The 14,482-nt window shown below is 69.4% G+C and carries 11 protein-coding genes and 4 tRNA genes; 6 read left to right on the top strand and 9 right to left on the bottom strand.

Features of this window, described 5'->3' with window-relative positions; genetic code table 11:
• The first annotated feature begins 4 nt into the window (after positions 1 to 4).
• Positions 5 to 1,465, top strand: coding sequence for a hypothetical protein (locus ACFQ7C_RS12760; protein ID WP_378901442.1), 1,461 nt, complete (start codon positions 5 to 7; stop codon positions 1,463 to 1,465).
• Positions 1,466 to 1,514: 49 nt separating this feature from the next.
• Here ACFQ7C_RS12760 and ACFQ7C_RS12755 read toward each other — a convergent pair whose 3' ends face one another.
• The 3 genes from ACFQ7C_RS12755 to ACFQ7C_RS12745 are packed head-to-tail and all read right to left on the bottom strand — an operon-like array spanning position 1,515 to position 5,573.
• Positions 1,515 to 2,435, bottom strand: a complete 921-nt coding sequence (locus tag ACFQ7C_RS12755) for an alpha/beta hydrolase (protein WP_378901439.1) — start codon at positions 2,433 to 2,435, stop codon at positions 1,515 to 1,517.
• The gene (locus ACFQ7C_RS12750; RefSeq protein ID WP_378901436.1) at positions 2,416 to 3,744 is read right to left on the bottom strand and encodes a cytochrome P450; all 1,329 of its coding nucleotides are present in this window, start codon (positions 3,742 to 3,744) and stop codon (positions 2,416 to 2,418) included. The genes ACFQ7C_RS12755 and ACFQ7C_RS12750 overlap by 20 nt, the downstream gene beginning before the upstream one ends.
• Positions 3,741 to 5,573 (bottom strand): peroxidase family protein, encoded by a 1,833-nt coding sequence (locus tag ACFQ7C_RS12745; RefSeq protein WP_378901433.1) that lies wholly within the window; start codon positions 5,571 to 5,573, stop codon positions 3,741 to 3,743. Before ACFQ7C_RS12745 ends, ACFQ7C_RS12750 begins: the two co-directional genes overlap by 4 nt.
• 365 nt (positions 5,574 to 5,938) lie before the next feature.
• Here ACFQ7C_RS12745 and ACFQ7C_RS12740 point away from each other — a divergent pair, with 365 nt between their 5' ends.
• The 3 genes from ACFQ7C_RS12740 (at position 5,939) to ACFQ7C_RS12730 (ending at position 9,680) form a co-directional block, all read left to right on the top strand.
• Complete coding sequence (locus ACFQ7C_RS12740; protein ID WP_378901430.1) at positions 5,939 to 8,359, top strand: GMC oxidoreductase; 2,421 nt, start codon at positions 5,939 to 5,941, stop codon at positions 8,357 to 8,359.
• Positions 8,356 to 9,396 carry an alpha/beta hydrolase gene (locus ACFQ7C_RS12735; protein WP_378901427.1) on the top strand — a complete coding sequence of 347 codons (1,041 nt, stop codon included), beginning with the start codon at positions 8,356 to 8,358 and terminating at the stop codon, positions 9,394 to 9,396. The genes ACFQ7C_RS12740 and ACFQ7C_RS12735 overlap by 4 nt, the downstream gene beginning before the upstream one ends.
• 71 nt (positions 9,397 to 9,467) lie before the next feature.
• Positions 9,468 to 9,680 (top strand): KTSC domain-containing protein, encoded by a 213-nt coding sequence (locus tag ACFQ7C_RS12730; protein ID WP_378901424.1) that lies wholly within the window; start codon positions 9,468 to 9,470, stop codon positions 9,678 to 9,680.
• A 45-nt stretch (positions 9,681 to 9,725) separates the two neighbouring features.
• Here the strand turns inward: ACFQ7C_RS12730 and ACFQ7C_RS12725 are convergent.
• From ACFQ7C_RS12725 to ACFQ7C_RS12715, 3 genes are all read right to left on the bottom strand, one after another.
• A tRNA-Val gene (locus ACFQ7C_RS12725) sits at positions 9,726 to 9,800 on the bottom strand.
• Between the two features lie 26 nt (positions 9,801 to 9,826).
• Positions 9,827 to 9,897, bottom strand: a tRNA-Cys gene (locus ACFQ7C_RS12720).
• A 54-nt stretch (positions 9,898 to 9,951) separates the two neighbouring features.
• A tRNA-Gly gene (locus tag ACFQ7C_RS12715) sits at positions 9,952 to 10,024 on the bottom strand.
• A 156-nt stretch (positions 10,025 to 10,180) separates the two neighbouring features.
• On the opposite strand from ACFQ7C_RS12715, the gene ACFQ7C_RS12710 reads away from it, so the two are divergent.
• Positions 10,181 to 10,256 (top strand) — tRNA-Val (locus ACFQ7C_RS12710).
• Between the two features lie 42 nt (positions 10,257 to 10,298).
• Here the strand turns inward: ACFQ7C_RS12710 and ACFQ7C_RS12705 are convergent.
• From ACFQ7C_RS12705 to zapE, 3 genes are all read right to left on the bottom strand, one after another.
• Positions 10,299 to 10,820 carry a type II toxin-antitoxin system PemK/MazF family toxin gene (locus ACFQ7C_RS12705; protein ID WP_378901418.1) on the bottom strand — a complete coding sequence of 174 codons (522 nt, stop codon included), beginning with the start codon at positions 10,818 to 10,820 and terminating at the stop codon, positions 10,299 to 10,301.
• 89 nt (positions 10,821 to 10,909) lie between these two features.
• Complete coding sequence (locus ACFQ7C_RS12700) at positions 10,910 to 12,151, bottom strand: ammonium transporter (RefSeq protein ID WP_378901415.1); 1,242 nt, start codon at positions 12,149 to 12,151, stop codon at positions 10,910 to 10,912.
• Between the two features lie 203 nt (positions 12,152 to 12,354).
• Positions 12,355 to 13,383 carry a cell division protein ZapE gene (gene zapE / locus ACFQ7C_RS12695; RefSeq protein WP_378901412.1) on the bottom strand — a complete coding sequence of 343 codons (1,029 nt, stop codon included), beginning with the start codon at positions 13,381 to 13,383 and terminating at the stop codon, positions 12,355 to 12,357.
• Positions 13,384 to 13,544: 161 nt separating this feature from the next.
• Here zapE and ACFQ7C_RS12690 point away from each other — a divergent pair, with 161 nt between their 5' ends.
• Entirely contained in the window at positions 13,545 to 14,450 is a 906-nt protein-coding gene (locus tag ACFQ7C_RS12690; protein ID WP_378901409.1) for a sulfurtransferase, read from the top strand.
• Positions 14,451 to 14,482: the final 32 nt, after the last annotated feature.

Below are 14,482 nucleotides of genomic sequence, written 5' to 3'. Positions count from 1 at the left end.
CGCCATGACATCGATCGACCCGTCCCCGGCCGCCGACGCCACGGCATCCGCGATCCATCCCGCGCTCGCCGACCTCGCGGGCTATCCGTTCCTGTCGGCGCTCACCGAACGGCGCACCCGCCGCATCCCGCGAGGCTTCTCGGTCAACGCCGGGCCGCTCAGCCACGAGAGCCACAACGCCCCGGCGCCCCTGAGCAGGCTCGAGGAGGCGATCCTCATCACCTGCGTGACGGGGATCACCGGCATCACGACGCACGACGGTCCGCTCGTCGAGCACAACGGGCTCAACGAGCTCGGCACGCCGTTCCTCAACATCATGGCGCGCACCGGCAGCAGCGCCGACAACGCGCAGGCCACGCACTTCTTCATGATCAACGACGACGGCATCTTCCTGCTGCGAAGCCCCAGGGGCGAGCGCGCTCTCGAACTGCTGAGGGACCTCCCGCCCAAATGGGGCGACTGGACGGAGGCCGACTGGATCGGCGCCGCGGACGAGTGCCTGGTGCGCGTCTCGGACCGGCGACTCGACTTTCCGCGAGAGTGGCCGTATTACCTCGGCTGGAACAACCAGGCGTCCAACACCCCGGGCACGACGGTCTTCTTCCCCGTCGTCGACTGCACGTGGCAGTACATCAACGCGATCCTGATCCTCCTGACCGAGCCGGGTGGGATGCGGCCGCTGTTCCTGGACGACTGGCGCACCTTCCACCCGAAGAACGCCGTGGAGTGGATCGCGAAGATCGGCAGCGGCCTCGGCATCGGGCCGAAGATCCCCTACCACCCGATCGGCGGGCTCGACCGCGTGCGCAGCGGCTACCTCAACAAGGCGAGCCAGGCTCCGCTCGGGTTCGGCAACACGCTGCGCACCGACTACGAGGCGTTCTTCTACTTCCAGAACCTCATGCTGCTCGGTCAGGCGATGGGGCTGGGCGGCTGGATCCACGGCTCCGTGTTCCCGCCGTACATCTGGCAGCAGGACGACGCCAGGGGCTGGCACGGGCTCGGCTTCCGGCTCCAAGAGCCGAAGAAGCACCGCAAGTGGCCGCCGGTGCCGGCGTCGCAGCCGAACCCGGTGGGGATCGACGGCATCCTCGAGGGCCTCACTCCCCCGTACGTCTCCTCGATGGACGAAGCGGTCGACCGTGTGGTCGAGTCCAAGTACAGCGCCACCGGACCGGCCTACGGCAACGAGAAGGTCTTCGCGAGCCCGTACCGCAACTCCGACGACGCGCGGGCCTTCCTCGAGAAGGGCACGAAGTTCGGTCCCGAGGAGATCGCGTACACGAAGGAGATCTGCAACTACATCTGGGACACGTACGGCCGGTTCCCCGCGCACGTCGACGCGTTCTACACCCCCGGCATGTGGCTGCAGTTCTCGCACCTCGAGCTCGAGTACTACGATCGCTTCTTCGACCCGCGGCAGTACACCCGCCAGGCCGCCCACGACGGACTCTGGCACCGCTGACCGGTGATCGGGTGGCGCGAACGGATGCTGCGACCGCCCGATCGTGCCGTCAGAGGTGCTCGCCGAAGAAGTCGACGACGGCCGCCGGATCCTCCATGACGTACCGGTAGCCCTCGTAGCGGCCGGGCGGGGACGGATACCTGATGACGCCGAGCGACTTGGGGGTCGCGGCCGAGATGTCCTCGACGGCCTCCATCGTGCCCCACGGATCGCCGACGCCCTGGACGTACTGCACCGTCGCATCCGCGATGCGGCGGGCGGGGATCGCCGGATCCTGCCGGCTGGGCAGGGGCGCGCGCAGCAGGAAGTAGAGCAGGTCCATGGAACGGGCAGCGAGCGAGCCCAGCCGCCCGAGCTGGTCGCGCGCGAACCGTTCGTTGAAGACCGTGAGCCTGGTCGGCTGGACGATGAGGAGCGCCTTCATCGGCTGCGCCTCGGGTGCGCCGTAGAGGACCGTGTTGCCGCCGGCGGACATGCCGATCGCCCCGATGCGATCGGGGATGACATCGGGGCGCGACCGCAGGTAGGCCACCGCGCCCGCGTAGTCGCGCGCCTCCCACGGCCCGAAGGTGAGCGGTCGCCGCGCGCCGCTCTCGCCGTGGTTCGAGAGATCGAACATGAGCACGTGGTAGCCCGCGTCGTGCAGTGCCTTGGTGGCGGGGAGGAAGTCCACATCCCGGTCGGGGAAGGACACGAGGCCGGCGACATTGCCCATCCGGTTCCAGAGCCAGCCGTGCACCCACACGACCGTCGGCGCGGGCCCCGCGCCGGCGGAGACGAACCAGCCGCGCAGCTCTACGCCGTCGGTCGCCTCGAACACGACGTCCTCGTACTCGAGTCCGGCCTCGGCGGGCGTGCGCGTCAGCGGCAGCCGGGATCCGACGACCATGAGCCGCGTGAGCGGAACGAGCTTGCCGATGCCGCCACTGGTCGGGGCGCGCCGGCCCGCGTCAGCCGGCGACGGGGACATGCTCGCGGAACGTCACGGTGAGCCCGCTCGCGGGCAGGGGGAAGAGCTCGTTGGTCAGCGTCAGATCCTGTTCGGGGATGGACCACTCGGCTCTCCGCAGGAGCAGCGTCAGGTAAACCTTGACCGCCACGGTGACGATGTTCTCGCCCGGGCACCGGTGGTGAGTGCTCTGGCCGTCGCCGTGCGGGACGTAGCTTCCCGGCGGCAGCGCCGCCTCCCGCTTCGTCTCGAAGCGGTCGGGGTCGAACCGGTCGGGATCGGGGAACACGTCGGGGTTGCGCATGTTGATGTGGATGCCTCCCATCGCGCCCCAGCCCTTCGGGATCCGGTAGCCGCCCACCTCCATGTCGGACTGCACCCGGCCGAAGAAGGTCGCGGAGTTCATCGCGAAGTACCGTCGCACCTCCTTCGAGATCTGCTCGAGGTACTCCATCCGCTCGATCTGCTCCATGGTGATGGCGCCCTCGGGCGAGACGGCGAGCACTTCGGCCCGGGCGCGCTCCATGATGTCGGGGTGCTGCCCCACGATCATCGTGGTCAGCGTGAGCGGCACGAAGTAGCCGCCCTGGCCCGCGAAGATGAGGTGGCGGATGTCGCCGCGCAGCGCGTCGATCGGCACGTCGGCGTCATTCGCGGCGACGATCATCCGCGACACGATGTCGTCGTACCCGCCCCGCTCGTGCTTCTCGAGCGCTTCGGCGATGATCTCGTCCATGCGCTTGCGACCCGCGATCGCCTTGCCGTACTTCGTGCCGGGGATCGGCAGCGGCAGCGTCATGAACGCGTCGCGCATGTTCGCGAGGTGGCGGTCGAGCTCCGCCGCGTGCTCCTCGCTGCGGTCGCCGGTGTAGAGCGCACCCGTCAGCCGTGCCGCGAAGCGCTGCAGGTCGGCGCGGAGGTCGCCGCCGGTGCCGCTCGCGAGCCACGGGTCGATCGTGCGCTCGAGCAGTTCCTGCATCGTCGGAAGGTAGGACGCGATCGCCGAGCGGAAGCCCACCGCGCGCAGCATCACCGACTTGCGGAGGTGGTGCTCGGCACCGTCGATGAGCGCGAGCGAGTTCATGAAGATCTGCTCCGCCGAGATGGGGTCCGCGTCGCCGCGCACGATCCGCTCGTCGATCGCGAAGGTGTGGAACGCCTCGTGCCCGGAGAAGATCACGAAGCTGTTCCCGAACAGCCGCGTCTTGAAGATCGGGCCGTACTTCTCGATGCGATCGGTATAGAACGCGTGGTTGTTGCGCAGGATCGACAGGGTCTCTCCCAGCCAGGGCAGCCCGAATCTTCCGGGCGGGAGCGGCTTGCGCGTCACTTGCCCGTCACCGCCGTCGCGCGCGCGTCCACCGGGGCATCCGCGCCGCCCGGCGCCGTTCGCACCTTCCACGGGGCGAACGCGTTCTTCACGCCCTCGAGCGAGGGCGCGAGCTGCGGGTAGTGGCGCAGGAGCACTGAGCTCATGGTGTTGTCGGCGACCCACTGCATGCCGGTCTTCGTGTAGTACTCCTCGGTGTAGCAGTCCGTGATGAACCGGTCGCTCTTGAGCCTTCGGCTGGCCATGAGGATGAACACGCGGAAGGCGGTGTCGCTGAAGCCGAAGCCCGGTGGCGGTGTCTCCGCGTGCATGCCGACCTGCAGGTCGACCTTCTCGACATCGCCGTACATCGCCTCGAGCTCGCGCGCCCACACCGGATTGTCCGTGAGCTCGTCGAAGGTCTCGGCCGGCTTCAGGTGCAGCTGCCGCCGGAACTCGTTGTACCGCGGCACGCCGCGCTCGCGGTCGCGCATGACGTCGAGTGCCGCGAGATCGAGGCGCAGCCCGTCGGGCAGGGTGATGTCCTGCATCCACCGGGGGAAGTTGTGCAGCTGAACGGCACCCGGATGCTGCACCCCGAACGAGTACCAGAGGTCCTGCACCTTCGCGCCCGAGGTGAGCACGCGATGCGCGTTGAGCAGGATGATCTCCTGGAACTCCATGCTGTCGACGAGCGTGCCGTCGTCGAGCGAGTGCACCTCCAACGTGTCGGGGAGGAGGGGGTGCAGGCGGTAGACCGCGGCGAACTCCTCGGTCAGCTGATAGGGCGAGCCGTGGTGGTCGAACGCGGATCCGGGGATGCCGCTGATCACCTCGCTCCTGCTCAGGCGTCCGAACAGCCGGTGGAGCTTCTCCTCCGCGAGACCCCACCAGTTCGCCCGCATGGCGACCTTGAGGACGGGGTGCGCGATGATCGCGGGTGTCCATTCCACCGTGTGGATCTTGGCCAGGAGCGCGGAGACGACCAGCTGTGCGGTGCCGAAGAGCTCGTCCTCGGTCATCCCGGGGTAGTCCTTCTTCAGCCGGTCGCAGATCGCGTTGTGCTCGAGTGTGAACAGCGTGTGGAGCAGGCCGAGCCCGACCCACCAGTTCTCGCTGAAGCCGGTGAGCGCCACGCCGGTCGCCGGGTCGAGCGGCAGATTGCCGTCCTTCAAGACCAGCTTTCCGTCGACGTGGCTGCGCACCTGCTCGCGTCGCTCCGGGGTGCTCCCGTAGATCGACGACGCGTCCCACCAGTGGGAGTTGCTGTTGATGAATGTCGGCGGCAGGTCGCGGTCGGCGTCGGTGCGGGTGCCGTCCGCCTTCGTGCGCGGGATGCGCATCGGCCGCTCGAACCAGTCGTCGCCCTCCTCGAGATCGATCTCGATCACGTCGACCGGCTCCCGGCCGTGCGCGAACCAGTCGTGCGTCTGGAACTGGATCCACGCCGCCGCGAGGAGGTTGATCGACGTCGCCGGCGTGAACGACTCGCGGCGCATCAGCGTGCGGCTGACCTCGCGCGGGCTGGGGGTCATGAGCTCGTCGCCCTCCGCCGGCCATGTGTGCGCGAGCGGCACGTTGCGGGCGAACCGCGTGCCCGCGCGGCCCATGTCGGGATCGCTCAGATCGTTGTACGAGCCGTCGGCCGTGCGGAAGCGCCGGCGCTCGTCGTCGACGGTGGTGAGAGTCGCGCCAGGAGTGCGGCCGGCGTCGCCCGGGGTACGGGTGTCGACGAGGTTGTCCTCACGCAGCTCATCGCGCAGGGCGATGAGGTTGAACAGCCCCAGCAGGAACGGAAGCCGGTACCACGGCCTCGTGCGGTTGATCCTGGCGTAGAAGCGTCTGAGCACCTCGGGTCTCCTCACAGCAGGCGGTTTGAGCGAGAGGGCAGGTCGGTGGATCTGCCCGAATCATAGTGAACAGAGGTGGCACGGGCCATCCTTCGTACATCCCGTCGGCGGGAGAATCCGACGACCCCCTGCGCGGCGCCGACCGCGGCGCGGAATCCGTTGCGGCACCGTCGTCGGGATCACTAGTTTGAGTGCCGAGGGGGTGGTCCGGGGGCGACGTATCTTGTGCGGCGCGCCGGACTCCTCCGGTGTACGACCGCCTCGACCGAGTGTGTCGCCGAGCCCCGCAGAGAGGGAGCCGATGATCCGCACGCAACACGAGAACCACCCATGCCACGCCGCATCACGTCGCGGGGTGGCCTGAGATGCCGGCTGCCGAGCACGTCGACGCGGTCGTGGTGGGCTCCGGATTCGGGGCGTCCGTCAGCGCGTATCGCCTGGCGGAGGCGGGTCGCTCCGTCGTGCTGCTCGAGCGCGGGCGCAGGTACGCGCCGGGAGACTTCGCCCGCAACCCGTACGAGATGAGCCGCGCCTTCTGGGAGCCGAAGGACGAGCTGCTCGGCCTGTTCGACGTGCGGTCGTTCCGCAAGCTCGAAGGGATCGTGTCGGCGGGTCTCGGCGGCGGCTCGCTCATCTACGCCAACGTCCTGCTGCGCAAGGACGAGCGCTGGTTCGTGCACGATTCGCCGCTGCCCGGTGGCGGGTACGAGCACTGGCCGATCGGCCGCAACGACCTCGACCGGCACTACGACGCCGTCGAGGCGATGATGACACCGGTGCCGAATCCCTACCCCGATCTTCCCAAGGCACGGGCCCTCCGTGAGGCCGCCGATCAGCTGGGGCTCCAGGCCTTCTCTCCCCCGCTCGCGGTCTCGTTCTCGTCGCGGCCCGGCGCGGAGGCCATCCCGAAGCAGGTCATCGACACGCCCTCCTACGGCAACCTCCACAACGCCACGCGCTTGACCTGTCGTCTGTGCGGCGAGTGCGACATCGGCTGCAACGAGGGGTCGAAGAACACCCTCGATCACAACTACCTCTCGGCCGCGTCGTCGCACGGCGCAGATCTGCGCACGCTGTGCGAGGTGAACGGCGTCACGCCGCTCGACGGCGGCGGATACGAGGTGCGCTATGTGCGCTACGGCGAGCCCGACGCGAGCGGTCGGTACGAGCGCACCCACCTGCGCATCACGTGCGACCAGCTGTTCCTGGGCGCGGGCACGTTCGGCACGACCGCCCTGCTGCTGCGCAACCGAGTGGCGCTGCCCGCGATCGGGCGCGCGCTGGGGACCCGCTTCAGCGGCAACGGCGACCTGCTCACCTTCTGCCTCGGCGCGCAGCAGACGACCGAGGGCGGGCTCACCCGCATGATCGACCCCGCCTACGGTCCCGTGATCACCACTGCCATCCGCAAGCCCGATGGGCTCGACGAAGAGGGCCAGGGCCGCGGGTACTACGTCCAGGAGGCGGGCTTCCCGGAATTCACCAGCTGGCTCGTCGAGACCGCACAGGTCACGGCGTCGATGCGGCGCGCGGCGAGCGTCGTGTCGCAGATGGTCATGCACCGCCTGGCGAACAGGAACGAGTCGACGATCTCGGCCGAGGTCGCGAAGCTCGTCGGGCAGGGGCGGCTGACCTCGAGTTCGCTCCCGCTGCTCGGCATGGGCCGCGACACCCCGGACGGACGGATCACGCTCGTCGACGGCGAGATCGAGGTGGAGTGGACGACCGCCACCAGCAAGGCGTACTTCGACGCCATGCGCGAGACGATGCAGGGCATCACCGAGGCGCTCGGCGGCAAGTTCCGTGACAACCCGCTGTGGTGGACGAAACGCGTCGTCACCGTCCACCCGTTGGGCGGCGCGCCGATGGGCCGCGCGCCGCAGGAGGGGGTCGTTGACAGCTGGGGCGAGTCGTTCGGCCACCCCGGGCTGTTCGTCGTCGACGGCTCGGCGGTTCCCGGGCCGGTCGGCCCCAACCCCTCGCTCACCATCGCCGCGATGGCCGACCGCGCGGTGGAGCACGTGCTCGAGCGCCCGAAGCCCAAGCGTCGGCGGGGGGCCGTGCGGCCGTCGCCGGAGCCGGTCGTCGAGGCGCCGGCGGATCCGGTGGCCGGCCGCGGCATGGAGTTCACCGAGCAGATGAAAGGACACCTCGCCCTGGGCGAGACGGATCCCCTCGCCGGCTGGGAGCTCGGACGCCAGCTGGCGCAGCGCTTCATGTTCCAGCTCACGATCACCGCACCGGATGTCGAGCGGTTCGCCGCGGGCGAGGATCGCACCGCGATCGCCGAGGGGTTCGTCGACTGCGACCTGCTGGGCGGCAGGCTGCCCGTCCAGCGTGGATGGGCGAACCTCTTCGTCGCGGCCGACGCGGCTCTCACCCGCGAGATGCGGTATCGGCTGTGGTTCAGCGACATGTCGGGGCAGCCGCTCACGATGTACGGCTTCAAGACCGTCCGCAACGACCGCGGGTTCGACATGTGGACAGACACGTCGACCCTCTACATCACCCTCATGCGCGGCCATGTCCCGCCGGGCGAGAACGGCGGCCAGGATGCGCCGGCCGACGTGATCGGCGCCGGCGTGCTGCGCATCCTGCCTCTCGACTTCGCACGTCAGCTGACGACGTTCCGCGGGTCGGGCGCGGGTCCGCTCGGTTCCATCGCACGGTTCGGCGCGTTCTTCGCGGGGTCGATGAAGGACGTCTACCTCCGTCCCGGTCCGCCCGCACCGGGCGCCGTCCCGACGCCCGTGCCGTCGGTGTCCTCGCCGGAGGAAGGACCGTGAGGGCGACGGCGCGCTTCCGCCACCGTGACGACGTCCACTTCCTCGACGCGGGCGACGGTGTCACGGTCACCCTCATCCGCGTACGCACCGACACCGAGCCCACGAAGGGGCCCGTGCTGCTGCTCCACGGCGTGGCGATGCGCGCCGAGACCTTCCGGCCACCCGTCGCCCGCACGCTCGTCGACGCGCTGCTCGACGATGGCTGGGATGTCTGGATGCTCAACTGGCGAGGCTCGACCGACCTCGATCCGCGGCCCTGGACGCTCGACGACGTCGCGCTGCACGATGTTCCGGCCGCCGTCCGTCATGTCCTCGCCCAGACCGGCGCGGCCTCCGTGCGAGCGGTGGCGCACTGCCAGGGGTCGACGGCGCTCAGCATGGCCGCGGCGAGCGGGCTCGTGCCGGAGGTCGAGGTGATCGTGTCCAACGGCGTGTCGCTGCATCCCGTCATCCCGCGGTTCGCCCGGGTGAAGCTGCACACGCTGCGACCGCTCCTGCAGCGCACGCAGTCCTACGTGGATGTCCCCTGGCGGGACGGGCCCGAGAGGGCGCTCCCCCGCGTGACCCGCAACGCGGTGCGCGTGTGGCACGCGGAGTGCGGCAACGCGAGCTGCAACATGGCGAGCTTCGCGCTGGGATCGGGGCATCCCGCGCTGTGGAGACACGCGAATCTGGATGCCGCGACCCACGACTGGGTGGCGACCGAGTTCGGTCGCGTGCCCATGAGCTTCTACGCGCAGCTCGCCGCCTCCGAGCGCGCCGGACACGTCGTGTCGATCCGGGTGAGGGACGGACTTCCCGCCCGATTCGGCGCCGAGGCGCCGCGGACGCAGGCCAGGTTCGCCCTGTTCACCGGTGCCGAGAACCGTGCGTTCCTGCCCGAGAGCCAGAAGAGGACGCACTCCTACCTGGAACGGCATCAGCCGGGCCGGCACTCGCTCACGGTCCTGCGCGGGTACGGCCATGCCGACGTCTTCCTCGGGGCCCGTGCCCACATCGACGTGTACCCGAGGATCCTCGCCGAGCTGAATGCGTGACGGGCGGGAACGGCGGGTTCAGCTCGCAGCCTGGCGCCCCTGTCATGAGGCTCCGGGCGTAGCCTGAAGCCGTGCGACGACAGCGCCTGGACTCCGCGGCCATCGCGTCGGCGGGGTACGACGCGGAGACGGCGGTGCTCGAGCTGGAGTTCGCGTCCGGCGACGTCTACCGCTACTTCGCCGTTCCGCCGTCGGTGCACCGGGCGCTCCGCGAGGCCGACAGTGCGGGCCGGTTCTTCCGGGAGCGGATCCGCGACGTGTATCCGGCCGAGCACGTCCGCTGAGAGGGCCGGAAACGACAAAACCCCCGGCAAGCCGGGGGTTTCGGGTGGTGCGCGATACTGGGATCGAACCAGTGACCTCTTCCGTGTCAGGGAAGCGCGCTACCGCTGCGCCAATCGCGCCTAAAGAGGCTGTTCAGTTGTCGGCGAGGTGGCGACGGGATTCGAACCCGTGTAAACGGCTTTGCAGGCCGGTGCCTAGCCGCTCGGCCACGCCACCGCGTGTGGTTTGACCCCACGTGCCGTGATCCCCCGAAAGAGATCCCTGCACTCGAGCGGATGACGAGACTCGAACTCGCGACCCCAACCTTGGCAAGGTTGTGCGCTACCAACTGCGCTACATCCGCATTTCGTTCCCGGGTTGTTCACCCGGGCACTTGAAAGACTCTAACCGATCCTGAGCGTCCTGCAAAACCGGGCGCACCCCGCGCGTGTCACGCAGATGTGGTTCGAGGCACGCTCCGGCATCCGGTAGGATCGATACTCGTCCCCCTCCGGGGAACGGGCGATTGGCGCAGTTGGTAGCGCGCTTCCTTCACACGGAAGAGGTCATCAGTTCGAGTCTGGTATCGCCCACCACCACAGAAGGCCCGGTCACGAGAGTGATCGGGCCTTCTCGCATCAGTTCCCGACGTCCCAGCCGTAGCGGCGGTGAAGAGCGTCGGCGACGCGGACGAACCGGTTCAGATCGAGAGCGGATGCCTCGCGCCGCATGCCGTCCCGATGCACGCTGTACAGCTGCTCGATGTCGAGCCACGAGGGCCGGCCCTGCGCGTCCCAGTCCCCCGTGCCGAGCGCGAGGAAGTCCCGGTCGCCGTCGTGCGGCTTGCTCGTGAGGCGGACCGCGTACACGCGGTCTGCGCTCTGCCGCGCGATGACCAGGAGCGGGCGATCCTTCCCGCGCCCGTCGTTCTCGGCGTACGGGACCCAGGTCCAGATGATCTCCCCCGCGTCGGGATCGCCGTCGTGATCGGGGGCGTAGGTGATCCGCAGCGCTCCCCTCCCGGGAGGCGCCACCTCCACCGTCGCCGCGGGGCCGCTGCGGCCGTCCTCGGGCCCGGTCGCGGTCGTCGAGCGGCCCGGTGCCCGGCGGGGCCGGAAGATGCTGCTCAGGATGCCGCGGAGCCCGCTTCGCTGTGTCACATCGTCACCCTAGCCAAACGACACCCGGACACGGCGAGGGCGCCGCGGCGATGCCGCGGCGCCCTCGGATCCGGGGGGATCCGTCAGGATCAGACGCGCTCGTCCAGGAGGTAGCCCTCCTCGCCGTGCACGACGGTGTCGACGCCGGCCAGCTCGTCCTCGTTCTTGACGCGGAAGCCGATCGTCTTCTCGATCACGAAGCCGATGACGAAGGCCACGATGAACGAGTAGAGCAGGACGCCCACCGCGGCGATCACCTGGACGATCAGCTGGTCGACGCCGCCGCCGAGGAACAGACCCGTCTCGGTCGCGAAGAAGCCGAGGTAGATCGTTCCGAAGAGGCCGCCGACCAGGTGGATGCCGACCACGTCGAGCGAGTCGTCGAAGCCGAGCTTGAACTTCAGCTCGATCGCCAGGGCGCAGACGGCGCCGACGAGCACGCCGAGCAGCAGGGCCCAGCCGGGCGTGAGGTTGGCACACGCCGGGGTGATGGCGACGAGACCGGCCACCGCACCCGAGGCGGCGCCGACCGAGGTCGGCTTGCCGTCCTTGACCTTCTCGACGATGATCCAGCCGATGACGGCCGCAGCGGTCGCGCCGAGGGTGTTGATCGTGATGAGGCCGACGTTGCCCATGTCCTCCGAGAGCCACTCGGCGCCGCCGTTGAAGCCGAACCAGCCGAACCAGAGGAGCGCCGCGCCCAGGAGCGTCAGCGGCACGTTGTGCGGCTTGAGGATGCCCTTCTGGAAGCCGATGCGCTTGCCGAGGACCAGCGCGAGCGCGAGGGCCGCAGCACCCGCGTTGATGTGCACCGCGGTGCCACCGGCGTAGTCGATGACCGCGACGCCGCTGTCCTCGCCGAACATCGTGGTGCCGAGGTTGTAGATCCAGCCGCCGCCCCAGACCCAGGCCGCAACCGGGAAGTAGACGAGCGTGGCGAACAGGCCCGCGAAGATCATCCAGGCGCCGAACTTGGCGCGGTCGGCGATCGCGCCCGAGATCAGCGCGACGGTGATGATCGCGAAGGTCGCGCCGTAGGCGGTGCCCAGCAGGCCGACGTTCGCCCCCTCACCCGACGAGAGGCTCGAGAGCCCGAAGTCGCTGAACGGGTTGCCGGCGAAGCTCCACGTGCCGTCGACCACGCTCATGTTCGCGCCGTAGAGGATCCAGAGCACGCCGACGAGGCCGAGCGCGCCGAAGCTCATCATCATCATGCTGACGACGGACTTGGCCTTGACGAGACCGCCGTAGAAGAACGCCACGCCGGGCGTCATAAGGAGGACTAGAGCGGTTGCGGTGACCGCCCAGGCGATGTTGCCGGGTGCGTCCATGGGGTGATACCTCGCATCGGGTCGGTGACAGTTCCACGCGGCGTCACGGGTGTTCGCCTTGTGCTGACCACAGTTTCGCGAGGGCCGGTTTCACCCGCCGTGCGCACCGTGTTTCGCGATGGTTACGTCGACCCCTGCGATGTAAACATCAGGTTTCGGCGGGGCGGGAGCCCGCCGGGAGGAGCCGATGGCCCGGCCGGGCGTCACGCGAGGGTGGAGGCCACCAGGCGCGAGATGGCGCGCAGGTACTTCTTGCGGTAGCCGCCCGCGAGCATCTCCTGGGGGAAGACGAGGTCGAGCGACGTGCCCGTGGCGCGGATGGGCAGCTGGGCGTCGTAGACGCGGTCGATGAAGGCGACGAACCGCAGCGCCGCCGACTGGTCGTCGAAGGGCGTCACGTCCCGCAGTCCGACGACCGCCAGCCCTTCGATGAGGCGGATGTAGCGGGAGGGGTGCACGTGCGCGAGATGTGCGACGAGTGCGGCGAACGCGTCGTCCGAGGCGAGCCCGGTGGCGGCGGCATCCGCGATCGCCGCCTCGTACTGCGGCGGGTCGAGCACGACGGCGTGCCCGTCGACCGCGCGGTGGCGGAAGTCGGTGCCGTCGATGCGGATGGTCTGGAAGCTCGACGCCATCGCGTGGATCTCACGGAGGAAGTCCTGCGCGGCGAAGCGTCCCTCGCCGAGCGCGTTGGGAGGGGTGTTGGATGTCGCGGCCAGGCGGGTGCCGGAGGAGACGAGCTCGCCCAGCAGGCGCGTCATGACCATCGTGTCGCCCGGGTCGTCGAGCTCGAACTCGTCGATGCAGAGCAGATCGGAGCCGCGGAACAGCTCGACGGTGTTCTGGTAGCCGAGCGCGCCGACGAGCGCCGTGTACTCGATGAACGAGCCGAAGTACTTCCGGCGCGCAGGCATCGCGTGATAGACGGAGGCGAGCAGGTGGGTCTTGCCGACGCCGAAGCCGCCGTCGAGGTAGACGCCGGGCTTGAGCTCAGGGCGCTTGGCGCGGCGGAACAGTCCGCCTTTGGCGGGCGCCGCGGCACCCGAGAACGCCTGGAGCAGATCCTTCGCCTCCTGCTGCGACGGATACGCCGGGTCGGCGCGGTACGTGTCGAACGTCGCGTCGGCGAACTGCGGCGGAGGGACGAGGGCGGCGACCATCTCGGCGCCGGCGAGCTGCGGAGTGCGCTCCGCGAGGTGGACGACGCCGATGCGGGTGGCGGAGACGGTCATGCGGATCCTGTGTCGGAGTCTTACGAGGGGGCTGTGCCGCCCCGGCCGGGAATCTAGGGTCGGAGGCGACGGTTCAACCCTAACCGTCACCCGCGTGCGCCTGCCCTCGCTTGACGCCGGATGACAGGCGCCGCTCCCTCGCACCCGATCCTGGAGACGCCATGACCGTCGAGACCGACACCTCTTCCGAGAAGTTCGCCGAGTACTCCGAGCCCGGCCGGCTCGTGACGGGCGACTGGCTCGAGGCCCACCTGGGCGAGCCGGGACTCGTCGTGGTCGAATCCGACGAGGACGTGCTGCTGTACGAGACCGGCCACATCCCGGGGGCGGTCAAGGTCGACTGGCACACGGAGCTCAACGATCCCGTCGTGCGCGACTACGTCGACGGCGCAGGCTTCGCCGAGCTCCTCGGCCGCAAGGGCATCTCGCGCGACGACACCGTCGTCATCTACGGCGACAAGAACAACTGGTGGGCCGCCTACGCACTGTGGGTGTTCTCCCTGTTCGGCCACGAGGACGTGCGTCTCCTGGACGGCGGGCGCGACAAGTGGATCGGAGAGGGACGCCCGATCACGACGGATGCCTCGACCCCGGCTCCCACCGAATACCCGGTGGTCGAGCGCGACGATTCCGTGCTGCGCGCGTACAAGGACGACGTGCTCGCGCACCTGGGCAGCGGTCCGCTCATCGACGTGCGCTCCCCGGAGGAATACGACGGATCGCGCACGTCGGCGCCCGCCTACCCCGAAGAGGGAGCCCTGCGCGGCGGCCACATCCCGTCGGCGCAGAGCGTGCCGTGGGCGCGCGCCGTCGCCGAGGACGGCGGCTTCAAGACCCGCGCCGAGCTGGACGAGATCTACCGCGGCGAGGTCGGGCTCGAGGATGACGACGCGATCGTCGCCTACTGCCGCATCGGCGAGCGGTCGAGCCACACCTGGTTCGTGCTGAAGCACCTCCTCGGCTTCGACGACGTCCGCAACTACGACGGGTCGTGGACGGAGTGGGGCAGCGCGGTGCGAGTCCCGATCGTCGCCGGCTCGGAGCCGGGCGAAGCGCCCGCGCGCTGAGCCGCGTCGCCCGAACGTGGGAAAATGGCAGG

It is taken from the genome of Microbacterium sp. NPDC056569, assembly GCF_042793475.1.
In the GTDB taxonomy this organism is placed as follows: Bacteria; Actinomycetota; Actinomycetes; order Actinomycetales; family Microbacteriaceae; genus Microbacterium.
Note: the sequence above shows the minus strand (reverse complement) of the source record. Positions and strands in the feature narration are given on the sequence as shown.

Coding starts and splice junctions, on each gene's coding strand:
- ACFQ7C_RS12760 (WP_378901442.1), top strand. CDS start 5: ATGACATCGATCGACCCGTCCCCGGCCGCCGACGCCACGGCATCCGCG.
- ACFQ7C_RS12700 (WP_378901415.1), bottom strand. CDS start 12,151: ATGGACGCACCCGGCAACATCGCCTGGGCGGTCACCGCAACCGCTCTA.
- ACFQ7C_RS12740 (WP_378901430.1), top strand. CDS start 5,939: ATGCCGGCTGCCGAGCACGTCGACGCGGTCGTGGTGGGCTCCGGATTC.
- ACFQ7C_RS12690 (WP_378901409.1), top strand. CDS start 13,545: ATGACCGTCGAGACCGACACCTCTTCCGAGAAGTTCGCCGAGTACTCC.
- ACFQ7C_RS12755 (WP_378901439.1), bottom strand. CDS start 2,435: ATGTCCCCGTCGCCGGCTGACGCGGGCCGGCGCGCCCCGACCAGTGGC.
- zapE (WP_378901412.1), bottom strand. CDS start 13,383: ATGACCGTCTCCGCCACCCGCATCGGCGTCGTCCACCTCGCGGAGCGC.